General features: G+C 41.2%; 23 protein-coding genes and 1 pseudogene. 13 read left to right on the top strand and 11 right to left on the bottom strand.

Annotation, left to right across the window (positions count from 1 at the left end; all coding sequences use genetic code 11):
• Positions 1–80: 80 nt before the first annotated feature.
• Entirely contained in the window at positions 81–1,199 is a 1,119-nt protein-coding gene (locus RAM70_RS19120; RefSeq protein ID WP_052426707.1) for a response regulator, read from the top strand.
• On the opposite strand, the gene RAM70_RS19125 is transcribed toward RAM70_RS19120, so the two are convergent.
• The 3 genes from RAM70_RS19125 to RAM70_RS19135 all read right to left on the bottom strand — a co-directional run bounded on the left by RAM70_RS19125 (position 1,196) and on the right by RAM70_RS19135 (position 5,234).
• Positions 1,196–3,721: an ATP-binding protein gene (locus RAM70_RS19125; protein ID WP_376750893.1), complete on the bottom strand. Its 2,526-nt coding sequence runs from the start codon at positions 3,719–3,721 to the stop codon at positions 1,196–1,198. The genes RAM70_RS19120 and RAM70_RS19125 overlap by 4 nt on opposite strands.
• Before the next feature lie 735 nt (positions 3,722–4,456).
• Positions 4,457–4,678, bottom strand: a complete 222-nt coding sequence (locus RAM70_RS19130; protein ID WP_045359132.1) for a hypothetical protein — start codon at positions 4,676–4,678, stop codon at positions 4,457–4,459.
• Positions 4,679–4,742: 64 nt separating this feature from the next.
• Complete coding sequence (locus tag RAM70_RS19135) at positions 4,743–5,234, bottom strand: transposase (RefSeq protein WP_312672115.1); 492 nt, start codon at positions 5,232–5,234, stop codon at positions 4,743–4,745.
• 15 nt (positions 5,235–5,249) lie between these two features.
• Here RAM70_RS19135 and RAM70_RS19140 point away from each other — a divergent pair, with 15 nt between their 5' ends.
• Complete coding sequence (locus RAM70_RS19140; protein WP_312675755.1) at positions 5,250–6,266, top strand: IS4 family transposase; 1,017 nt, start codon at positions 5,250–5,252, stop codon at positions 6,264–6,266.
• A gap of 275 nt (positions 6,267–6,541) precedes the next feature.
• Here the strand turns inward: RAM70_RS19140 and RAM70_RS19145 are convergent, their stop codons facing one another.
• From RAM70_RS19145 to RAM70_RS19170, 6 genes and pseudogenes are all read right to left on the bottom strand, one after another.
• Positions 6,542–6,901 carry an IS630 transposase-related protein gene (locus RAM70_RS19145; RefSeq protein WP_312672113.1) on the bottom strand — a complete coding sequence of 120 codons (360 nt, stop codon included), beginning with the start codon at positions 6,899–6,901 and terminating at the stop codon, positions 6,542–6,544.
• Between the two features lie 175 nt (positions 6,902–7,076).
• Positions 7,077–7,472, bottom strand: coding sequence for a hypothetical protein (locus tag RAM70_RS19150; RefSeq protein WP_045359133.1), 396 nt, complete (start codon positions 7,470–7,472; stop codon positions 7,077–7,079).
• Between the two features lie 680 nt (positions 7,473–8,152).
• A pseudogene (locus RAM70_RS19155) lies at positions 8,153–8,416 on the bottom strand (zinc ribbon domain-containing protein); the annotation flags it as partial.
• Between the two features lie 242 nt (positions 8,417–8,658).
• On the bottom strand, positions 8,659–9,069 hold the full coding sequence (locus RAM70_RS19160) for a tellurite resistance TerB family protein (RefSeq protein ID WP_045359140.1): 411 nt from the start codon (positions 9,067–9,069) through the stop codon (positions 8,659–8,661).
• Positions 9,059–10,411, bottom strand: a complete 1,353-nt coding sequence (locus tag RAM70_RS19165) for a 16S rRNA (cytosine(967)-C(5))-methyltransferase (RefSeq protein ID WP_287999674.1) — start codon at positions 10,409–10,411, stop codon at positions 9,059–9,061. Before RAM70_RS19165 ends, RAM70_RS19160 begins: the two co-directional genes overlap by 11 nt.
• Positions 10,408–10,959, bottom strand: coding sequence for an alpha/beta hydrolase (locus RAM70_RS19170; protein WP_242017272.1), 552 nt, complete (start codon positions 10,957–10,959; stop codon positions 10,408–10,410). Before RAM70_RS19170 ends, RAM70_RS19165 begins: the two co-directional genes overlap by 4 nt.
• Before the next feature lie 253 nt (positions 10,960–11,212).
• On the opposite strand from RAM70_RS19170, the gene RAM70_RS19175 reads away from it, so the two are divergent.
• The 10 genes from RAM70_RS19175 (at position 11,213) to RAM70_RS19220 (ending at position 17,781) form a co-directional block, all read left to right on the top strand.
• On the top strand, positions 11,213–11,341 hold the full coding sequence (locus RAM70_RS19175) for a hypothetical protein (RefSeq protein ID WP_312675139.1): 129 nt from the start codon (positions 11,213–11,215) through the stop codon (positions 11,339–11,341).
• Between the two features lie 79 nt (positions 11,342–11,420).
• Positions 11,421–12,938, top strand: a complete 1,518-nt coding sequence (locus RAM70_RS19180; RefSeq protein ID WP_190380349.1) for an NAD(P)H-hydrate dehydratase — start codon at positions 11,421–11,423, stop codon at positions 12,936–12,938.
• A gap of 566 nt (positions 12,939–13,504) precedes the next feature.
• The gene (locus RAM70_RS19185; RefSeq protein ID WP_288056362.1) at positions 13,505–15,310 is read left to right on the top strand and encodes an aspartate kinase; all 1,806 of its coding nucleotides are present in this window, start codon (positions 13,505–13,507) and stop codon (positions 15,308–15,310) included.
• 119 nt (positions 15,311–15,429) lie between these two features.
• Positions 15,430–15,975: a hypothetical protein gene (locus RAM70_RS19190; protein ID WP_312675144.1), complete on the top strand. Its 546-nt coding sequence runs from the start codon at positions 15,430–15,432 to the stop codon at positions 15,973–15,975.
• 95 nt (positions 15,976–16,070) lie between these two features.
• Complete coding sequence (locus tag RAM70_RS19195; RefSeq protein ID WP_312675145.1) at positions 16,071–16,160, top strand: PEP-CTERM sorting domain-containing protein; 90 nt, start codon at positions 16,071–16,073, stop codon at positions 16,158–16,160.
• A gap of 267 nt (positions 16,161–16,427) precedes the next feature.
• A complete protein-coding gene (locus RAM70_RS19200) occupies positions 16,428–16,637 on the top strand; it encodes a hypothetical protein (RefSeq protein WP_002738788.1) in 210 nt (69 codons plus the stop codon).
• On the top strand, positions 16,634–16,888 hold the full coding sequence (locus RAM70_RS19205; protein WP_150976926.1) for a type II toxin-antitoxin system RelE family toxin: 255 nt from the start codon (positions 16,634–16,636) through the stop codon (positions 16,886–16,888). The genes RAM70_RS19200 and RAM70_RS19205 overlap by 4 nt, the downstream gene beginning before the upstream one ends.
• 105 nt (positions 16,889–16,993) lie before the next feature.
• Positions 16,994–17,215 carry a hypothetical protein gene (locus RAM70_RS19210; protein WP_002780223.1) on the top strand — a complete coding sequence of 74 codons (222 nt, stop codon included), beginning with the start codon at positions 16,994–16,996 and terminating at the stop codon, positions 17,213–17,215.
• A gap of 12 nt (positions 17,216–17,227) precedes the next feature.
• Complete coding sequence (locus RAM70_RS19215; RefSeq protein WP_312675150.1) at positions 17,228–17,626, top strand: type II toxin-antitoxin system VapC family toxin; 399 nt, start codon at positions 17,228–17,230, stop codon at positions 17,624–17,626.
• Positions 17,605–17,781 (top strand): tetratricopeptide repeat protein, encoded by a 177-nt coding sequence (locus RAM70_RS19220; protein ID WP_312675152.1) that lies wholly within the window; start codon positions 17,605–17,607, stop codon positions 17,779–17,781. Before RAM70_RS19215 ends, RAM70_RS19220 begins: the two co-directional genes overlap by 22 nt.
• 377 nt (positions 17,782–18,158) lie before the next feature.
• On the opposite strand, the gene RAM70_RS19225 is transcribed toward RAM70_RS19220, so the two are convergent.
• Entirely contained in the window at positions 18,159–19,352 is a 1,194-nt protein-coding gene (locus RAM70_RS19225; RefSeq protein WP_312675154.1) for a Coenzyme F420 hydrogenase/dehydrogenase, beta subunit C-terminal domain, read from the bottom strand.
• A 115-nt stretch (positions 19,353–19,467) separates the two neighbouring features.
• The gene (locus RAM70_RS19230) at positions 19,468–20,385 is read right to left on the bottom strand and encodes a histone deacetylase family protein (protein WP_045359355.1); all 918 of its coding nucleotides are present in this window, start codon (positions 20,383–20,385) and stop codon (positions 19,468–19,470) included.
• A 160-nt stretch (positions 20,386–20,545) separates the two neighbouring features.
• On the opposite strand from RAM70_RS19230, the gene RAM70_RS19235 reads away from it, so the two are divergent.
• Positions 20,546–21,415 carry an alpha/beta fold hydrolase gene (locus RAM70_RS19235; RefSeq protein WP_312675155.1) on the top strand — a complete coding sequence of 290 codons (870 nt, stop codon included), beginning with the start codon at positions 20,546–20,548 and terminating at the stop codon, positions 21,413–21,415.
• Positions 21,416–21,559: the final 144 nt, after the last annotated feature.

A 21,559-nucleotide genomic window follows, 5' to 3' on the forward strand; every position in this document is an offset into this window, starting at 1 on the left:
AAGCAAAAACCATCCCCTGTTCCCTCGCCTCAACGACCCCTATAAATGTTCTACAGCTTAATCCAAAATCTAAAATCCCAATGCAGTTCAATCCCCTCACCTCTGAAATCATCATCGAATTTCTCCAAAAAAAGCTCTATTTAAGTGAATATCGTACCTTAAGTCTTCAAGAAGAAATGATTATTAAAGGAATCATTGATCAGCATAGTTATGAAAAAATTGCTCATCAAATTTATCTTAGTCCAGGCACCACCCGCAATATTGCCTCTCAGCTTTTCCGTCACTTATCAACATTGTTTAAAACTAAAATAACCAAGAAAAATTTTGGCGTATTTATCGAGAAAACGATGAACAACAAGGAAGATTTCATTGCTGAATTAGAAAGTTATACGCCAAACTGTTTAGAGGCAAATTTATCTGTTATTTTATTAATCGACGATCAACTGGAAAACCTGTTGCTTCTCAAGCAAATTCTCTCTCAAAATAATTACATAGTTCGTACCATTAAGAATGGCCGGACAGCCCTAGAGCTAATTGATAAAATTAATCCAAACTTAATTCTTTTAGATATTTTAATGCCTGATCTAGATGGCTATGGAGTTTGTAAAACACTAAAAGAAAATCCACAATATAAGGAAATTCCTATTATCTTTCTCAGTGCTATTAGTGATTTAACTGACAAAGTAAAAGCCTTTAGTTTGGGGGCTAGTGATTATATTACCAAACCTTTTGAGCCGGTTGAAGTTTTAGCGAGAGTCTCCTATCAAATTGAACTTCAATCTCAACGCCGAGCCTTGAAGACAGAAATTGAATCTCATCAAAAAACTATCGAATCCTTGACCCAATCTCGATCAATTTTAGCTAGTCTTCTCAATTATGCTCCCTATGGAATTGCCGCTTTATCCGCTATTCGTAGTCCAGAAACTGGAGAAGTTATTGATTTTGAGTTTATTCTCGTTAATCCAATTTTTATCAAACTTTTTCCCGCTGACTCTGAGCTAATTAAAAGTGGTTCAAGTTGTGTCTCATTTTTGCAAAAAAAACAACTGGATTGGCTGCCAAAATTAATTAACCTAGTAACAGCTGGCCAACCCTTCTCCGAGATTATCAATCTCGCCAGCCAAATTATTGAAGTTCAGGGAACTAAATTAGGCGATGGTGTTACTATAACCTTACATCCTATAGTTCATCATTTTTAATTATCTTCAGTAGGCAAAAGTGAAAAAATATCTATCAATCGGTCAATTTCAACCGCCTTAACTAATTTGCCTAACTCTTGAGTTAATTGGGGATAATCAGGCTCAATTTCTGCAAGTAATCCCAGCATTGTTAATTCATCTAGTGCAGTTAGAGCCTCATAGAAAGCGCGACACCATTGAGGTGATATACCTTCAATAATTTTCGGAGTTAATGACCTAAATTTACTGATTTTTACCTTGTCTTTTGCTACCAAATTAGTTTGCTCAGTCTGAATTTCTGCTTGTAAAATTTGGACTGGTAAACAAAAATAAATCCGAGTTCCTTGAAGCACTTCGCTTTCTAAGCTAATACTACCGCCTAAAAGTTTAATATACTCTTGAGTTAGCATCAACCCCAAACCCGTTCCTTCAATTAAAGGATCAGGATTTTGACCTCGATAAAAAGCGTTAAATAGCAGTTCTTGTTCCGACTGGCTAATCCCGACTCCTGTATCTTCTATCCAAAAATTAAGTTGAGCATTTTCTTGATCTAATTTTTGCAAGGAGACTGTTAAAGAAATGCTTCCCACAGATGTAAACTTAAAGGCATTACTGAGCAAATTAAACAAGATTTGTCGTAACTTAGTTGCATCAACTCGAATTAGGCGAGGACAAGCGGTGAGAAAACTAACCTCAAAATCTAAGTTTTTTATCTCGCTACTAAGCTGAAAAATTGCTTCAATATCTCGAATAAAGTCTAAAAAGTTAAGAGATTGAGGCTGTATTGATAATTTTCCGGCTTCAATTTTAGCTAAGTCTAAAATGTTGGTAATTAATAAAAATAAATTTCTGCTATTTTTTCGCACAATATTGAGGGATTGAGTTAAGTGTTTTGGCAACGCCGGATCATTGACAACTATGTCAGTAAACCCTAAAACTGCATGAAGGGGTGTTTTTAGCTCATGACTCATATTGGTTAGCAAAATGCTTTTAGCCTGATTGGCGATTTCTGCTTTTTCTTTAGCATCAGCCAGTTCTTGAGTCTGTTTCTCCACTTCTTGTGTTAAGATTTTGTTATAATCTTTCAGAAGTATTTCCGCTTGTTTTCTGTCGGTAATATCTTCAATAATAATCAGAGCAAAGATAATCTTATTGGCTTCGTCAAAAATCGGCTTTCCCAATATCTTAACTACAATACTTTGGTGATTGACTTTAATAGTTATATCATCTAGAGTAAATGATTCTCCTATTAAAATTTTCTGCATATTTTTCTCAAAAAATTCTAGGCTCGCAGCCAATAAAATATTGCCTTCTTTGTTGATAAAAATTTGCTGTTTTTCCAAATTATAAACTGTAATACCAATCGGTATTGCTTCCAAAAACTGTCTTAATTTTTGTTCTTGAGACTGAAGTTGTTTTACATATTCCTTTAGTTGATACGCCATTTTTTTAAAGGCTTGAACTAAGTTTTGCAGTTCAGTAATCGAACTTGCTTTAAGTTTTTTTTGCCAATCTCCTTCGGACAAGGCTAAGGTTGCTTGACTTAAGCGGGTAATCGGTTGAGTAATGTAATAAGCAGAAATTAAACCAATAATAATAGCCATCAATAAAGCTAAACCAGATAGTAGAAAAGTAACACGTTGATTTTGCCAAATTTTCCCTAAAATATCAGCCTGTGGAATTACAATAATTGCTAACCATTGCAGTCCATTTTGTTGCTGGAGTGGGAGTGCTAAGACAAAATACTTTTGAGAGTTGATAACTAATGAAGAAAAATACTGTTTTTCAAATTTTTTTACCGGTAGATTGAGTAATGTTTGTGATATATTTTTGGTGATAAGATTAGGACTTTTAGTTGCCAACAAAGGAACTGCCTTGCCATTAACAACTTCTAACTGACTTTGACCATTAGAAGTAGCAATTAAATAACCATTTTTATCAATAATAAAGATGCTACCCGTGCGCCCAATTTTCAGGGATTGCAAAAATTTATTTAGATAGGACAAATCTACCTGAATAGATGTTACCCCTAATAATTGAGAACGCTTCCCATTGTAGAGGGGACGAGAGAAGTTTATTACTAAATGTTTTTGAAAAACTCTATGGGCAAATAAAGGAGTCCATTGCATTTTGCCCGTTTTTATCACCTGGGTGTACCAGGGTCTGTTAGTCACTTTATAGCGATTAGCGAGGATTTTGGGATTGCGTTTCTTTTGATAATTTTCTAGAGAAGAATAGCCATAGTAATTATATTGCGTTTTTCTTCCTACTTCCCCTAACCCTTGAAGGATTTGACCTTGTTTGTTATAAGTGTGACCGGCTGCACGAAATTCATTGGCTTGATTACTCACCATAAAAGCGGTAAGAAAATCATGGCGATGGTTTAGATACTGTTTGTATAAATAAGAGCCCCAAGGTTCTAAGTCGTTGAGATTTAAGATTCCTAAATCAATTAAATCTTGATGTTCTTGAGTGAGAGCAATCGGTTTTTCTAAAAAATTGTCAATTTCCCCTTGCAAGCGATCGCCAATATCTTCTAGCAAGGAAAGTGTTAACAGATTAATCGCTTGCCAAGTGCTGTAGTAAGCCAGCCAACTTATACCGCCGATCACAATCATCAACTGCACAACAAAAGGAACCGTCAGAAGGATTTTCAGGGAAAGCCAGCGAGATAGATCAAATTTCATTACCGTCATCGAGAAACTCGCAAAATACAACTCTCGGTTCGGGAATCACTATAGGTAGTGTTTCAATGACTGATCAAACCTACCTGTAGTGGTATTAGTTCAACTTATGCCACTACAGGCAGTGGATAGCTTAATCCAAAAACACTATATGTGGAAAATGAGCGAACCGTCAGATACAAGGTATGATAGCTTCTTTTAGATGCGGATGTGGTATTTATTGATCATGAAGTGCGGAATCTGGAACATAAGACTAATAATCATTCTACTTTCCTCATTTTTGCCAGCCACTCAATTAAACTCTGTAACTGCTTCTAAGAACTATCAAATCCTGGAGTGTCTCGTAGGGAGTGATGATCGATCGAAGAAAGCCACTTTTATGGACACTGTGCATCAATTCCCAATCTTCTAATAAACTACTAGCAAAGAAGAGTTGAGCATTCCATGAGCCGAAAGGTTGTTGTGCCTGTTCTTCTCCTGTTTCGTCGCTACTAATAAGTACCTAGGCAAAATTAATTACACATATCTAACCCCGCTCTTGCCTCTTGCCTCTTGCCTCTTGCCCATCTTCACTAGGAAATTAATTTTGCACGACTACTTACTTAAACTATTGGCTTCTGTGGCTGATTGTACCGATGGAGTTGTGCTTTGAGCATTGCTTAGAACCCCCAGATTAACGACACCATTATTCGTTAATTGAGGGGAATAGGGGGCAGTAGGTATTACATTACTGGTACTTGTAGAGAATTGACTACTGCTAACGCTAAAGGTTTGAGTGTAAAAGTCGGTATCTTCTTTGATACTGAGATTCGCCATGTTATCAAAGTTAACCTTTGAACCGATAACGATTACTTCGCCGCTATGGCATAGAACGAGTTAGTTAGGACAGATGCCTGAAGGCTTTACTCACAGCATCCACAAGGTTTTCACTATCATTGATAATCTGACTAACATAGTTTTTCAATCTAGCCCAGAACTTTTCAATTTTGTTGATATCTGGAGAATAGGCGGGTAAAAATAGCACTTCACATCCCGCTTTAGCTAACAATTTTTTGATTCTCTCTTTGGGATGAAAACTGGCGTTATCAATGATGATAATTTGACCGGGTAGTAGTTCGGGTAATAGCAATTGTTCTATCCACTCACACACCAACTCTGTATTACAGTACCCCTCAAACACCATTGGCGCGATCGTGGAACCACGCCACCAACCGCTGATCACACTAACTCTTTCGCTACAGTGACCTAACTTTAAAGCCTCAAATCTTTCTGATTTGTGACAATATCCATAAGGGCAGAAGTGTTGAACGTTGAGAAAAGTCAGAAAAAAAATGCTATTATAGATAGAATCTAGACAACTTATTCCCCTCACAATAGGGAGTTTGCCCTGATGACGAATTTTTCAAAACTCATAAAAGAGCTTCTCAAACCACTGCCTAAAAATGACTACCCCGCTTTAGATACTTTTACATTTTTGTCCTGTTGGATTGGTTTTGCTTTAGATAAAAGCATCGTCAGTATGAGGGACTTATGCAGTAGAATGGTACTTCAAGGAATTAATGTAAATTTATCCACATTTTCTAAGGCAAGCAAAATTAGAGAAACAAGTCCATTTGAGAAAGTCATTGTCGAATTAAATAAGCGTTTAGTTGCCAAAAAAGGAATAGAGAATGCGCGAGCTTTATTTCCTATTGACTCAACAATAATTAGCTTAACCAGTAAATTACTATGGTCCCAGGGATGGCATCAAGTAAAACTATTCTCTGGTCTTAATAGTATCACAACAGAGGTGGTCGGAATACTCATCCATTTTGGTCAAGGTCATGACTCAAAAGAAGGAGGAAAAACGATAGAAGCAATTCCTGTAAATGGAGTTGGAGCAATGGATAGAGGATTTGCGTCTAATCAAAGAATCACCGAATTATTAGAGAGTAGTGACAAGCATTTTGTCTTGAGAGTGAAAAATAATATTAGCCTAGAGATGCTCGAAAATGGCAAGTGTAAACTCGGAAAAGATAAAAGACAAATAGAAGTAAGAGTAGTCGCTTTTTGCGACCTAGAAAGTCAAACAGAATTTCGGCTGGCGACAGATTTACCTCTAGAAGGAGAAGGAGCAGTTAGTAATGAAGAAGTTGCCGAAATTTACATCCAAAGATGGCAAATAGAACTGCTGTGGAAATTTTTAAAAATGCATCTAAAGTTGGATAATCTAATCACTAAAAACGAGAACGGAATCCGCCTACATATCTATAGTTGCATTATCGCTTATCTGATTCTACAGCTAATAGATATTGAAGAAGGATTTGGGAAAAGCTTATTAGACAAACTGCGCTATTTACAGAGTTTCATGTGTCAACATATTAGCTATGTACACTGGTTCCGGAGGATTGTCTATTCAATTTAAAATTTGATGTTATAGGGGTATTATGCTTGTCAATGTAAAGTTTTATTACAGGATTCAACGTTTCTGCCATAAGGGTAATCGATGGTGTTAAGTAGTCGTGCAAAATTAATTTCCTAGTGAAGATAGGCAAGAGGCAAGAGTGCCTCTTGCAAGAGGTGTTTAGATATGTGTAATTAATTTTGCTTAGGTACTTATCTATTCCAGCTTCATCAATATAGACAAATCTTTCCGGGGCATAACCTCTGATTTTTTGGAGAAACTCTTTTCGGGCTTCTTCATCTCTTTCTCTGTAGCCATAAGTTTTTTTTTCTAGTAAATCCAATTCTTTTGAGGGCTTGACCAATTCTCATCCTACTGACTGGGTTAGCCCATTTTTGGGCCATTTTTTCTTGGGTCAAATGCCCATATTGTTCGGCCAACTTTTGAAAGGCTTCTAAATCGTCAATTTGGGGCTTCGGCCCTCGACGATAGTTAGTTTTAGCGGCCACCGTCCCAGTTTGTTTCTTCCGTTTCAGCCAGATGTCTAATGTATTACGACTAATATTGAGGGTGCGACAGACATGGCTTTTTTTCTCCCCTCGCTCTACGGCACTCACTGCTTTCTGTCTTAAATCATCACTATAGGGTGCTGCCATGAAAGCTTCTCCTCATTTCTTTTTCTCTATTATGTCCTAACTATCCCGCTCTTTGCTATATCAGTAAGCTGCCCGCGCATTTAAATTGCTTGTTGAGACGAGGCAAGAGGCACTCTTGCAAGAGGCAACAGTAAAGGGATTGGGGGAGATTCGGCTAATCTTAAGAATAAGCGCTTTAAATGCGTCTTAGCTTAACTGTAACGGTAGGTTCTAAATCACCCACTTGATCAGAGGTGAGAGTTTGAGGAGTATCTAACCATTGTAAATCAGCATTCTCGTCGTATTGGGCGGCGGTATAGAAAAAATCGCTATCATTCAGATTTCCCTGTTGCCATACCACTGCTAACCCCGGATTGCTACTATCAATCAGCTGACCACTAGCGACGAGATTAAGACTGGTGACAGGTTCAGTACCCGTAAAAGCAATAGCTTCGGCATTTTTCCAAGTTTCCGAATTATTGTCATAGACTGTGTGCCAAATATTGCCATTATCAGCCCAAACGATATGAGTAACCCCTGTGGTAGAGTCAGTGGTGATAGCCGAAAGACTGGAAGCGAGATTAATAGACATTTCAATAACTCCTTTAAATTCAAAGTTTGCCGAAAAATTGGTGGTGATTCGCTAGTAGTGATGGAGGCTTAATCCTTTGCTTTGCTGTGCATTGTAGTCATGGATAAAATACCAATTAATTAACTCGCACTATGGCATCCATAAATAAATATGTATAATATAGTGCTTCTCACGCCGGTGTGACACATTTAAACCTTGGCTGATTAAGCTTTTCACCATCAATAATGTACCTCTTGCCAACAGGAAACGCGATAAATTAAACTCTACTTATTGAGCCGGTAAAACTGGAAAAGCATCTAGAATTATAGATTTTATTAAGAATTGAGTCGCCTGAAACCCTGATGAGATTGTCGTTTATTCTCATTGACACTCCCCCGCTAACCGCTCGCGCGGTGTAGCGGGGGATTCTCGGTTCTTAGGCTTTTAACTAGGGTTTGCGGCAAAAAGTTTTTCGTGGGGGCAGGGTGTGGCCCCCCCAACCCCCCCCTGCCCCCCCGACATCAGGGGGGTTGGGGGGGTGGGGTGTAGGGTTTTACCGATTTTGAGGTAGTCAGTTACCTAATTTTCAGGCAAAAAGTACCGGAATTTTACCCCCGATCAGTGCAAGGGTCGGCACTTTTTGAGGTCAAAAAAGTCTAAAAGTCTTATCCAACAAGGTTTTTAGATTTATTCAGCAAGCTCTAACTAGATCGACCTGGTTTAACCTGGTCGATCCCCGTCAAATCGCCTCCGCGAGCGTTTTCTAACACGGTCAGTCCGACCGCGTTTTTTCCTCGGTTCTCGATTACCTTCGCTGATGCCGTATCTCTTGGTTCGATGTGACCGCAAGAATCACACCGGTGAACTCTTTCCGATAACGCTTTTTTGCCGGTAATCGCGCCACAATTAGGACACTCTTGCGAAGTTCCGTTTTTATCGACTTTAAGATAATATTTTCCCCTCGCTCCATTGAGATAGGGCTTGCTGAATAATGGTAAAACCTTTTGAAAATAAGGCTTTTGACCTGTTAAAATCCGATGTTCATGCTGCGAAAATAGGATTGGGACCTTCAAAAACCTGGCATTATCCTTCTTGTGGTACATAAACTGGTACAAAAAAAAGAGGGCAACAAAGCCTGAAACTCCTGACTCGGAGACTCGGAGACTCCTGACTCCTAACCCCACCAACAAACTTTTTGCCGCAAACCCTAATTACTTTCGGTAATTGCTTTGTGGTACAATTTTTGAATTCCCGTCACTAATTTATCTAACATCGATCGATGGCTATCGTGAGTCGGATCGAAACTCTGCACTTTAGTTAATAATTTCGCTTCCTGTGTATCCACGTCGTCATCGCTATAGATTAAAGTGCTAATCGATGCTAGTAGATCTTGATAGATTTCCAGACTAGGATTATCGCCTAAATAGGACTCTAACCATCGATAACATTCACTGGTTTTAACTGGTTTTAGTTCCGATAATAGTGGTTTAATCTCCGGATCATCATCAAGTTTTTCCCTCACAGCTACCTGTCGTAAATAGTTTCTTTCTGATGGTTTAATCACGCCATCAATCCAAGCAACACCGATGAGAATTTTCAGTAATTGTTTATTTTTCATCCCACACTTCCTTGACTAACTTAGCCATAAAAAAACCGTCTTGATTATGCCGATGGGGTAACACTTCGATCGCTCCCGTTTCTGTATAGTATTCTGAGAAAGATGAATTAGAGTCAGGAGTGGCCATTTTCCAATCGGGATGAGCGGCTAAAAACTGCTCGATCACTCTTTCATTTTCTAACGGATTTAAAGTACAGGTGGCATAAACTAAGATTCCCTTCGGTTTTACCCAAGTGGCAGCCGAGGCTAAAAGTTCCCCCTGTCGTTTGGCTAGTACAGGTAAATTTTCGGGTGTTTGTCGCCAACGTATATCAGGACGCTTGTGCAGGGTTCCCAATCCTGAACAGGGAGCATCGATTAGTACACGATCGGCGATGCCGCACCACTGGGGACGATCGCGACTATCCCCTAGATATATTTCGATCGCTTTTAAGTCTAATCTTTTAATATTGGCTTCTAACTGTCGTAAACGGGATGCCGTTTGATCGCAGGCTAATATTCTACCCCGATCCCCCATTAATTCGGCGATATGAGTGGTTTTTCCCCCCGGTGCCGCACAAGCGTCGATAATTGTCTCTCCGGGCTGGGGATCGAGTAGATAGGTGACTAATTGGGCGCTAATATCCTGTAGGGTGTAATTTCCGGCTCGAAATCCCTCTAAACGCTCAATATTGCCTAAACCAGAGGTTAAACGGCAAGCTAGAGGTAATTTAAGATGATTAAAAGTTATATTGGCTGATTCTAACTCATTTTCTAGGGCTTCTCGGCTAGTTTTCAGGGGATTAATCCGAATATCGAGGTCAGGAGAGCGATTAAACCATTGACACAGTTGTTCCGTTTCCGTAACACTAAAGCGATCTAACCACAATTGCACCAACCAATCGGGGAAACTGTGGAGAATGCCCAATCTAGAAGCGGTATTTTCCGGCAAAATTAAAGGATCGTCGCCATTAGCAGTTAAACGGAGATATTGCCGCAGCATTCCGTTAACCACCGCCGCTAATTTGCCTAAATGACTGATTTTAGTTAATTCTACTGCCGTATTCACCGCTGCCGATGGGGGAATCTGGGAGAGATAACGCAGTTGATAAAGACCAATATGGAGAATTCGCCGTAAATCCGGGGGTTGCTGGGCCGCGGTTTTTTTCCCCAAGCGATCGAGCAGCGCATCCAAAGTTCTTTGGCGGCGAATTATACCATAAACAATCTCCGTTGTCAAGGCTTTGTCAAGACAATTTAAGGAACTAGCGGACAAATGGCGATCAAGAGCGCGATCGGGATAGGCGGAGGAGCGATCGATATCGCGTAAAATCAGCAAAGCCAGCTGACGAGCATTATTCATGCGGTTTCCAGACGATTGCGGAGGAATTGGCGTAAAATAGTCAGCGCCGGAATCGGGATTTCGTGGCCCATATTTAACTCGTGATATTCGACGTTAACCCCCAAACCAAGCAGTAAATCCCTGGCTTGACGAGCAGCAGCGATAGGAACGACGGGATCCTGCTTACCATGAACAATTAAGACATTTTGTGGACCTTGGGGATGGGGTTCACTGTGCAGATAACCACTCAGGGAACCCAATCCCGCCAAGGGTAAGGATAAACCCACATCCAGGGTCATCGCTCCCCCTTGGGAAAAACCGGTCAAAAAAGTCCGCTCTAGGGGAATGCCGGTAGTTGCTTCTAGGGAAATAATCCAATCCTGCAATTGTTGACGACTAGCGGCTAAACCTTGATAATCGGAGGTTTCTAAAGCATACCAGGCGCGTCCCCCCGGCACTTGGGGATGATCGAAGGGAGCATTGGGAAACAAAAATTGACAATCAGCCAGATCCAGCATCGATGCAAGGGGGGCCAGATCCATGGCATCCGCACCCCAACCGTGCAGCATGATCACAAGATAGCGAGCGGGATTTTCCAGGGAAGGGGGAATGACAATCGGGTTAAAAGACAGAGTTTTTTCCTCGCAATTCTCTTTTTTTCTCTATTCTATAGCGGTTTTCCCCAGGGTGAGATGGCTGTGGGGGAGTCTTTTCAGTAACCAGTAATCAGTGAAAAGAAAACTCCGATTACTACCCCCTTCCTCTCTCGGAGAAGGTTTGAGGATGAGGACAATTAACCAGAGCTGCCATTACTTTGGAAAAATGGTCTTAGTCGTCGTCGAGTATAGTTATTGTCAGCAACTACTAAAATTAATTAATATATCCGCCGCTCACCGTCAAGCGGAAACTAGACAGAATGATCTGGCTATTATCACCCAACCCAGCCTTTAGCTGGTGAAAATTGGGGCTAATTGGCAATTTTTCGGCAAAAAAGTTATCTACACCTGTTAACAGGCAATTTATCCCCCGAATGAGCTACAATTATCGGTCCAACGTGGTTAATAGCGAGCAGATGCGTCGCATTGAAGGGGCGATTTTTGCCTCTGGTATGCCTGTGGCCGCTTTGATGGAAAAGGCAGCCCTGTTAACGGCACAACAGCTTAAAAAGTCCTATTCTTTGGCTAATTTCCCCAAAATCGGCGTTATCGTCGGGCCTGGTCACAATGGCGGCGACGCTCTCGTAATTGCTAGAGAATTACATCTCGCCGGTTATCAAGTATCTCTTTTTTGTCCGATCGCCAAACTCAAGGACTTAACTGCACAACAGGCTAATTATGTCAAGCATTTAGGCTTAATTTTTCAGGAAACTTTAGAATCTTTGGAGGATTGTCAGTTAATTATCGATGGTCTTTTCGGTTTTGGTTTAGAACGGACTTTATCGGGAGAGATTGCCGAATTAGTCGATAAAATTAATAGTTGGCAAAAACCGGTAATTAGTATCGATATTGCTTCGGGAATTCACACCGACACCGGAGAGGTTTTAGGCACGGCAATTAAAGCCACCCATACCTTTTGTTTGGGACTCTGGAAGCGAGCTTTTTTCCAAGATTTGGCCTTACCCTATCTAGGCAAAGTGGAGTTAATTGATATAGGAATTAGTCCCCTTGACCTAGAAACAATTTTACAAGATTCACCGCCAATTCTGAGAGTTAATCCCGATCTAATTCGCCCTTATTTACCCTTACCCCGTCCTCTACTTACCCATAAATATCAGCAGGGACATTTATTAATTATCTGTGGTTCTCGTCGTTATGCAGGGGGGGCAATTCTTGCCGGATTAGGAGCGCGAGGTAGTGGTGTGGGAATGCTTTCTATTGCTGTTCCTGCTGCCCTTAAATCTTTATTAATTAGTCATTTACCAGAAGCATTAATTATCGATTGTCCCGAAACTGCCACGGGAGCTATTGCCGAACTTCCCCTAGAATTAAATAATTATCATGTCCTCGCCTGTGGTCCTGGATTAACCACAGAAAATCCCGCTATTATCGAACAGGTTTTAGATAGTGATAAACCGATTATACTCGATGCCGATGCTTTAAATATTTTGGCTCAACTGGGCATAGAAAAATTATCATCCCGCCAAAATAAGACAATTTTAACGCCTCATTGGGGAGAATTTAAACGCTTATTTCCTAACTTCTCAGGTTCTCAAGATAGGATTAATATCACTCAAGAAGCATCTCAACAAAGTGGTGCAATTGTCTTATTAAAAGGAGCCAGAACTATAATCGCCTCCCCGGAAGGTAAAATCTATATAATCCCCGAAAGTAGCTCCGCTTTAGCGCGAGGTGGTAGTGGTGATGTCCTAACAGGATTAATCGGCGGATTCTTAACCCAAATGCCGGATAATCCCCCAGAAGCAACCGCATTAGCAGCTTATTTACACGCTCAAGCCGGCATTTTAGCAGCCAAAGAAAGGACAGAATTAGGAGTAGATGGAGTAACTTTAGCTAATTATTTATTTGCTGCCCTTAAAGGTTTAAATTAAAATCTGGGGGGAAACACACGCGCCCCAAAAACCGAGTAAAATCGATAAAGGATTAAGTAGGTAGGTGTTAAAAATTGTCAGATTTCCCCCCTTATCAAGGGTAGGGTTGATTCATGAATCAACCCTGCCTTGAATCAACCCTACCATGAATCAACCCTACCATGAATCAACCCTACCATGAATCAACCCTACCTTGAATCAACCCTACCTTGAATCAACCCTACCTTGAATCAGCCCTAGGATTAAGGGGGGATCAGAATTGATAATTATTACTGTATCTAACATTAAAATATCTTTCATAATACCCACCAAACCTAAGAGAGCCAAAATATTATTAATAGCATAAATGTACTGTATTTAAACTGCCTATTGACATTTTAGTACAAATGCTCGGACTGCCTCAACCTAGCTCCGGCTCTCCCTTCTCCGGTGCAGTCTTAAGGACTAATTTAGATAGTCGGCATTTGAGATAAAACATAAGGAATGTTAACCAAAACCACTTATCGTTAGGAATTTTGATAAGTTGGAGATTGAACAAAGATAGAAAGTCTCTAGCGCTGACAACTATGGCTGTAATTGTCCAAAAATACGGTGGTACATCGGTAGGTTCCGTGGAACGCATTCAATCGGTCGCTCAACGGGTCAAAAATACGGTAATAGCAGGAAATACCGTGGTGGTGGTCGTTTCTGCCATGGGTAAAACCACCGATGGATTGGTCAATTTAGCCAAACAAATCGCCGCCGAACCCTCGCGCCGGGAGATGGATATGTTATTATCCACAGGGGAACAGGTAACAATCGCCTTGATGAGTATGGCCCTAGAGGAAATCGGACAACCGGCCATCTCCCTAACCGGCGCTCAAGTGGGAATTGTCACGGAATCCGAACATAGTCGGGCCCGTATTTTAGAAATTAAAACCGATCGCCTTTCCCGACATCTATCGGAGGGTAAAGTAGTTGTTGTCGCCGGTTTTCAAGGTGTCAGCGATAGTGATCAACTAGAGATTACCACCCTAGGGCGCGGTGGGTCCGATACCTCGGCCGTGGCCCTAGCAGCCGCATTAAAAGCCGATTTTTGCGAAATTTACACCGATGTACCCGGTATTCTCACCACTGACCCCCGTTTAGTCCCCGAAGCGCGTCTTTTAGACCAAATCACCTGCGATGAGATGCTCGAATTAGCCAGTTTAGGGGCGAAAGTTCTCCACCCGCGAGCGGTGGAAATCGCTAAAAATTTCGGGGTTCCCTTGGTTGTCCGCTCCAGTTGGACAGAGGATCCGGGGACTTGGGTGACATCCCCAGCACCGAAACCGCGCACCCTGCAAGGATTGGAATTGACAAAAGCAGTGGATGCGGTGGAATTTGAGGGTAATCAGGCGAAAATCTCCCTTTTACGGGTTCCCGACCGTCCCGGTATCGCTGCCCGTTTATTCGGGGAAATTGCCCATCAACAGGTGGACGTGGATTTAATTATTCAATCGATTCACGAGGGTGACAGCAACGATATCGCCTTTACGGTGATGGGAAATGCCTTAAAAAAAGCCCAATCCGTGGCCGAAGCGATCGCACCTGTTTTACGTTCCCATCCGACTAATACAGAGGAAGCGGAAGTGATCATCGAATCCGGGGCCGCTAAAATCGCCATTACCGGCGCTGGTATGATCGGCCGGCCAGGAATTGCTGCCCAAATATTTAGCACTTTGGCCGCAGCGGCAATTAATATCGAAATGATCTCCACTTCTGAAGTAAAAGTCAGTTGTGTCATCGATGAAGCGGACGGAGAAAAAGCAATTAAAGTCCTTTGTGATGCTTTTCAAGTGGAGTATTCTGCTAAAGTTGCTAATCGCGAAATCCCTAAAAATTTAGTCCCGGTACGGGGAGTGGCCCTAGATAATAATCAGGCACAAATGGCCATTCGTAACGTCCCCGATCGCCCCGGGATGGCGGCGAGAATTTTCTCGGTTTTAGCGGCAAAAAATGTCAGTGTCGATATGATTATTCAATCCCAACGCTGTCGCATTGTCGATGGTATTCCCCGACGGGATATCGCTTTTACTTTGCCCCAAGCTGATGCTAATTTAGCCCAAAAAATCCTCTTAGAACTATCGGAAAGTTTGGGTTTACAGGAAGTGGTGGTTAATAATGATGTGGCCAAAGTGAGCATTGTTGGTTCAGGAATGGAAGGACAACCGGGGGTAGCAGCACGCTTTTTTGAAGCTTTAGCAAAGGAGAAAATTAATATTTTGATGATTGCTACTTCTGATATAAAAATCAGTTGTGTGGTGAATCAGGAAGATGGAGTCAGGGCCCTACAAGTGGTTCACGCCGCTTTTGGATTGGCTGGACAGGGTAAAATTGAAGTACCCGCCTAAATGAAATTACCTAAAATGTCGGGTATTTAGGTCAAAAAAACAGATATCTTGACAAAATGCGGGGGGGGGTAGAATATTCTCACTTTATCTATTTAATTGTCCATAAAACGATGAAGATCTTGAATATTGCCAAATTGGCCACCTTTGGACTCGGTGTTACCCTTGTCCCTCTCGCCTTGACCATCAATAACTCTGCTCAGGCTGCCGTTTTTACCTTCGGTGCAGGTGATAACGGTTTATCCTCTATCACTAAAACAGTTGATGGCATTACCTTGACCATATCCAATAACCAGCCACGAGGTTCTTTTTTTGCGGATGGTGATGGTGTTGTTGTATTGGCTGGTGATAGTTTTTTGGGAGCGACAACTACCAGCTTTAACCTGACCTTTTCTAGTGCAGTTCAACTCACCTCTTACACTATTGGTTATATTGAATCGCTAGATGGTGATGAAAGCTTTACCTTAAGCAATGGAAGTTCAAGTTCGGTGGAAAACTCGCCTTTTTCAACCGGATTAAGAAATTTTAGTAATCAATTTACCGTTGCTGCGGGACAAACTGTTTCCTTTTCCGTAATTTTTGGCACGGATGGTACTAATGATCTTATTCAATGGTCTGAACTCAAAGTGACTCCAGCTAGTAATCCGACTAAGCTAAGACGCATTTAAAGCGCTTATTCTTAAGATTAGCCGAATCTCCCCCAATCCCTTTACTGTTGCCTCTTGCAAGAGTGCCTCTTGCCTCGTCTCAACAAGCAATTTAAATGCGCGGGCAGCTTACCACTCCCGAACCTAGTACCATTTTAGGACTGTTAGCGGTGGGTTCATTGGGTGCCTTATCGCGTAAACTCTAGGGGTAAGCTGTTGTAGCACAGGTATTCCCGCCTACGCGGGGGTTTCCATTCAATTAATTTCTAAGCGCGAGTAGAGAGTAGGGTTAATTCATGAATTAACCCATTGTCGGGGTAATTCATGAATTACCCCTACACCTATTACCTAGTGATAAGTAAAACGTAGTTAGACGGCAAAAATTTCTGCTTTGACTTGAAGCTAACAATCCCTCGTAACCCACCACCTATCATCGACTATGATTGAATTAATCACTGATAACTGATAAAGCTATGACACTCAAAGAACAACTTATTAAAGAAATCGAGCAGACACCCGACACCCTTTTGACTCAATTACTTGACTTTTTGCTCTTTATCAAAGAACGACATACTGAAATAGAAATTACAGAAGAAGAGCAAGCTAACATAATCGCTTCTGAATCAGCTTATCAAGCAGGAGACTATCTAACCCTCGAAGAATATGAGGCAACTCAAGCGTGAACTACAGAGTTATTATTCCGAAACCAGTTCAAAAACAACTAAACAACTTACCCAAACAACAACGCGAACGCTTAATTACTGCCATTAGACTACTTACCGATACACCTCGTCCTAGCGGAGTCAAGAAACTCAAAGGATATGATGACACCTACCGAATTAGAATCGGGGATTATCGCATCATTTATAGAATTCAAGATCAAGAAATGCTGATTATCATATTGAGTAGTATTCATCGAAAAGATGCTTATTGAACCTCTCAGTAGGTGGGTGTAATTAAATATAAGATGAACGTAGCCCTTATAGTATAATTATGGAATGGACTATAATTGAATTAATCACTGATAACTGATAAAGCTATGACACTCAAAGAAGAACTTATTAAAGAAATTGAAACAACTCCCATTTCTCTGCTGCCAGAAATCCTGCATTTTGTCCAATCTATAAAAACAAAACATCCAGACGTTGACTTTATGGAATTTGCTGGTATGGCAGCAGATATAGAAAATACTATGCAAGAGATTGTCGAAGAAGCAGAAGCTAATCGTCAACTCGATTTAAAACGGATAAATGACTTATGAAACAAGCATTACTTGATACCAATATCCTCTCTTAATTTTTTACGAGGCAATCCCACAGTAATTGAACAATTCCGCATCTCTCGACAACACTATACTTATGTATCATTTTCAATCTTTACCTATTACGAGATTAAAAGTGGTTTATTGTATAAAGATGCACGAAATCAACAACAACAATTTGAACGTCTTGTAGAATTCAGTGAAGTAATTGGTTATGATCGTGAAATTAGTGATATAGCTACTCAAATATACGTTAATCTTAGAATAAAAGGACAACTAATTACCCCGATTGATTTGTTTATTGCTGCGACTGCTATTTATTGCGATTATACTCTGATTACAGCTAACATTAAGCATTTTCAAAATATTCCCAATCTTAGTTATGAAAATTGGTATCTCTCAATAATTTAGGACTATTGTACCATTCCCAAGACAGGTACACAGAAGCGGAACCTCTCTATCTAGAAGCGATTAATATTTTCAGAGAAGGATTAGGGGAAAATCATCCCCATACTCAAACGATTATGGAGAATTTAAAACTATGTTGTCGCAACTCTGGCAAGTAGAATCAAGATAGAGTTTAAATGCTTTGGAAAATAGGGTTTGTAGGCGCAGGGATTTTCCATTATGAATATAATATCATGTCAAGTCGCCTTTGTCAAGAGAAATTTTAACAACATCCAGACAAACGTTATTGTAGGGGTAATTCATGAATTACCCCTACACCTATTACCTAGTCCAGTAACCCACCATCATCGACTATGATTGAATTAATCACTGCTCACTGCTCACTGATAACTGATAACTGATAACTGATAACTGATAACTGATAACTGATAAGAGATTGTCGAAGTCAGGGCGAAGCATTCGGATGATAACCTATCGCTGAAACCGTAGATTTCCTATCTGAATGCTGCGCCCCTACTTTTTCTGCATACCCTAATTAATCGGGCAATTTATACTTTTCCACAATCTTTTTAGCATATTCAGGAACATGAGCCGCTAATTTTTCAGGATAATTACGTTTAACATAAAGGTAATTACGGGTAAAGTGAGAATCGATGGAAAAGCGAGCATATTCTAGACCTTTAGGCCCGATTTTTTCAATGACTACTCCCATCATTTTTGCCGCCCACATCGGCAAGGTTACACCTTTATCGTAGGCAGGAATGCTATTTTGTACCGCCTGTTTTCTATCACCACTAGACATAACATCTTGGGTATTTAATTGATCTTTAACTAACTCTAACATTTCCTTGCCCGTATCATTACGAACGACAATCCATTGCCAGCCAAAAGGTGCGCCCATATAGCCCACAACCAAATCGGCAAGGGAGTTAACATAATCAAAACAAGTCATACAGGAAGGGGCAAAAACATCTTTTAATTTATTAGTCTTTAAGCCAAAAAAGGGAACCATTTCCATCGAGCCGTCTTCGTGTTTAAAGTGTACCCGAAAATCCTGCATAAATTCGTAATGAACCACGGTTTCTGGGGAACGACTGGTAGTTTCTAGAAACTTTTGCAGTCCTGAGCGGGTGACATTATCGACGCAGGGAGTTCCTAAGACATATAACTTTTCTAAGCCTAATTTTTTTTCTACTGCTCTTAGGGCTTGAATTTGACAACCAACTCCGATAACTAATAACCGTTTCATGCCTGATTTTTCAATTTCTTCTAGGACTGATAAATTGGGAGAAAGAGTCGGTTTATTGACTTTAGCGGCGAGAATTTCTTCCGTAGTACGGGCGAGAATCGGCTGCGGTTGAAAGCGATCCTCGGCGGTATTCTGCACACAAACCACCCCTTCTACTAAACCACGATCGAGCATTTCACAGGCAATTGTACTGACGATTCCTGTCCATTGCGCCCCGGGGATAGCTTGTTTTTTCTTGGCAGCCATCATCTCTTGATGAACACCAAAATAGAGATCATTTTCCTGATTTAAGTCGCGACTTTTGCCGTGTGCTGCTGCTTCTAAATCGGCAATTTGTTGATGGATAAAAGCACAAGCTTCTTTAACGTAGTGAATGTAATAAGTGTCACAAAGTCCGCACTCGCTACACAATTCTTTGGCAGGACGACGACTATTGGGCTTGAGGGCTTTGGCTTTGAGGTGTGGTGCAAGCGAGTTCATAATCTTAAAAGGCAACTAGGTCAAGGGTTTTTTTCTATCGATCGTTTACCTTACCGCATTAGATCACTTTGTTAGCAATCTTTTTAAAGAAATGTAACGATTACCCGGATTAGGATCAGAGCAAAGCTTCTAAGGTGGCGACGACGGAAGCCGCTAAAGTTTCTAAATCATAACCGCCTTCTAAGCCGAAAAGCAGCGGTTTATTGAGACTTAAGAGGTATTTGGTTAAAATTCCATAATCCTGTGGGTGTAAACAAATTCCCGCCAGAGGATCCGCTTGATTGGCATCATATCCAGCACTAACAATCACTAAATCCGGTTGAAAATTTTTCAGAAAAGGTATGACTTGCCCCTCAAAATGTTCTTGATAATCTTTAATCGTACTTCCCGCCAGTAAGGGAATATTCAAAACATTATTAAACTCCCCGGTTTCTCGCGCTTCTCCCGTGCCGGGATAAAAGGGGAATTGATGGAGGGAACAATAGGCAATCTGGGGATGATTTTCGACTATATCCTGGGTGCCATTGCCGTGATGCACGTCCCAATCAAGAATCGCTACTTTTTGCACTCTTTTGTTTTCTAAAGCATAATAGGCGGCAATAGCAGCATTAGAAAACAGACAGAAACCCATGCCATAATTAGAAGTGGCATGATGCCCGGGAGGACGGGCTAAAATAAAGGCAGGATCGCCGGTGGATAAGACTCGATCGACTCCATCTAACCAGCCACTAACCGCTAGTAACGCCACATCGTAACTACGGGCAGAAACGGGAGTATCTGCATCCAATCTTCCCCCACCCCGTTGACAAATTCGCCGCAATATATCAACATAATCTTGATTATGAACTTGTTTAATCAAAGGGATTACTTCCTCACGAATTTCGAGCGGTGTCGGTAAATGCCATGTTAATTTTGACTGCCATTCTGTTTGTTTTAAAGCCTCGACAATTGCCGTTAAACGCGCCGCTTTTTCGGGATGGTAAATACCTGTATCGTGATCGAGAAATTCATCGGAATAGATAATCGAGATCATAATCAAATTACTGCTTAACTCGTTGATTTTTGAGCAACCCAATGGTTTTAATCTACCAGAAAAGCAGCGGCTTGAGCGGCTATAGTGAAAAAACTTTACTGATTGGGTCACTTTTGCCAGATGATGCAATTATCTTTCCCCAAGGTGACAGGAGGCAAAAATGCTGACAAATTTTCGGAAATTTCAACTAGAAGTTAATGGCATTACTATCAATGGTATCAAAGGTGGGCGCGGTTTTCCGCTGCTTTTGCTGCATGGTTATCCCCAAACCCATCAAATGTGGCATAAAATCGCCCCCCGATTAGCGGCTAATTTTACGGTGATCGCCACGGATCTGCGCGGCTACGGGGATAGCGATAAACCCTTACCCCTAGAGGATTCTAGCAATTACTGCAAGCGAGTCATGGCCCTCGATCAGGTGTTGCTGATGGAAAAATTGGGTTATCAGGAATTTTATCTAATCGGCCACGATCGAGGGGCGCGAGTTTCCCACCGTCTCGCCCTTGATTTTCCCGAAAAGGTCAAAAAACTCGTTTTACTCGATATAGCCACAACGCTGGCGATGTACGAGGCGACTGATAAAACTTTTGCCACTGCCTACTATCATTGGTTTTTCTTGATTCAGCCTTCCCCTTTTCCCGAAACCCTGATCGCCGCTAATCCCGATTATTATCTGCAACATTGCTTGCAAAGTTGGGGCCGAGATTTTAGCGCTTTTACAGAGGAAGCTTTGGGGGAATATCGGCGTTGTTTTCGAGATTTAAGGACGATAACCGCCACTTGTGCCGATTATCGGGCCGCCGCTACCATCGATTTAGAGCATGATCGTCAGGATTTAGACCGGAAAATTTCCTCCCCCCTCTTGGTTCTTTGGGGAAAAAAAGGTTTCATTGCACGTCAATACGATGTGATTGCTCTTTGGCAGCAGCGAGCTAATCAAGTCACCGGACAAGCGATCGCCAGTGGTCATTTTTTACCGGAAGAAGCACCGGAAGAGACGGTACAGGCGATCGAGGAGTTTCTTCAATAAGTAAAGATATTGATAGGGAAATTCTTCGAGTTAGGAGTGAGAGGACGGGAGGTAAATCGTTAGCTCATCGGGTTTTCATTTTGACAAAATTATACTTCTGTTAGAATATTGAACCTAAGACACTTATTAAACACAGGGGGAAAA

Origin of the sequence: Microcystis wesenbergii NRERC-220, from assembly GCF_032027425.1 — a bacterium.
Taxonomy (GTDB): Bacteria; Cyanobacteriota; Cyanobacteriia; order Cyanobacteriales; family Microcystaceae; genus Microcystis; species Microcystis wesenbergii_A.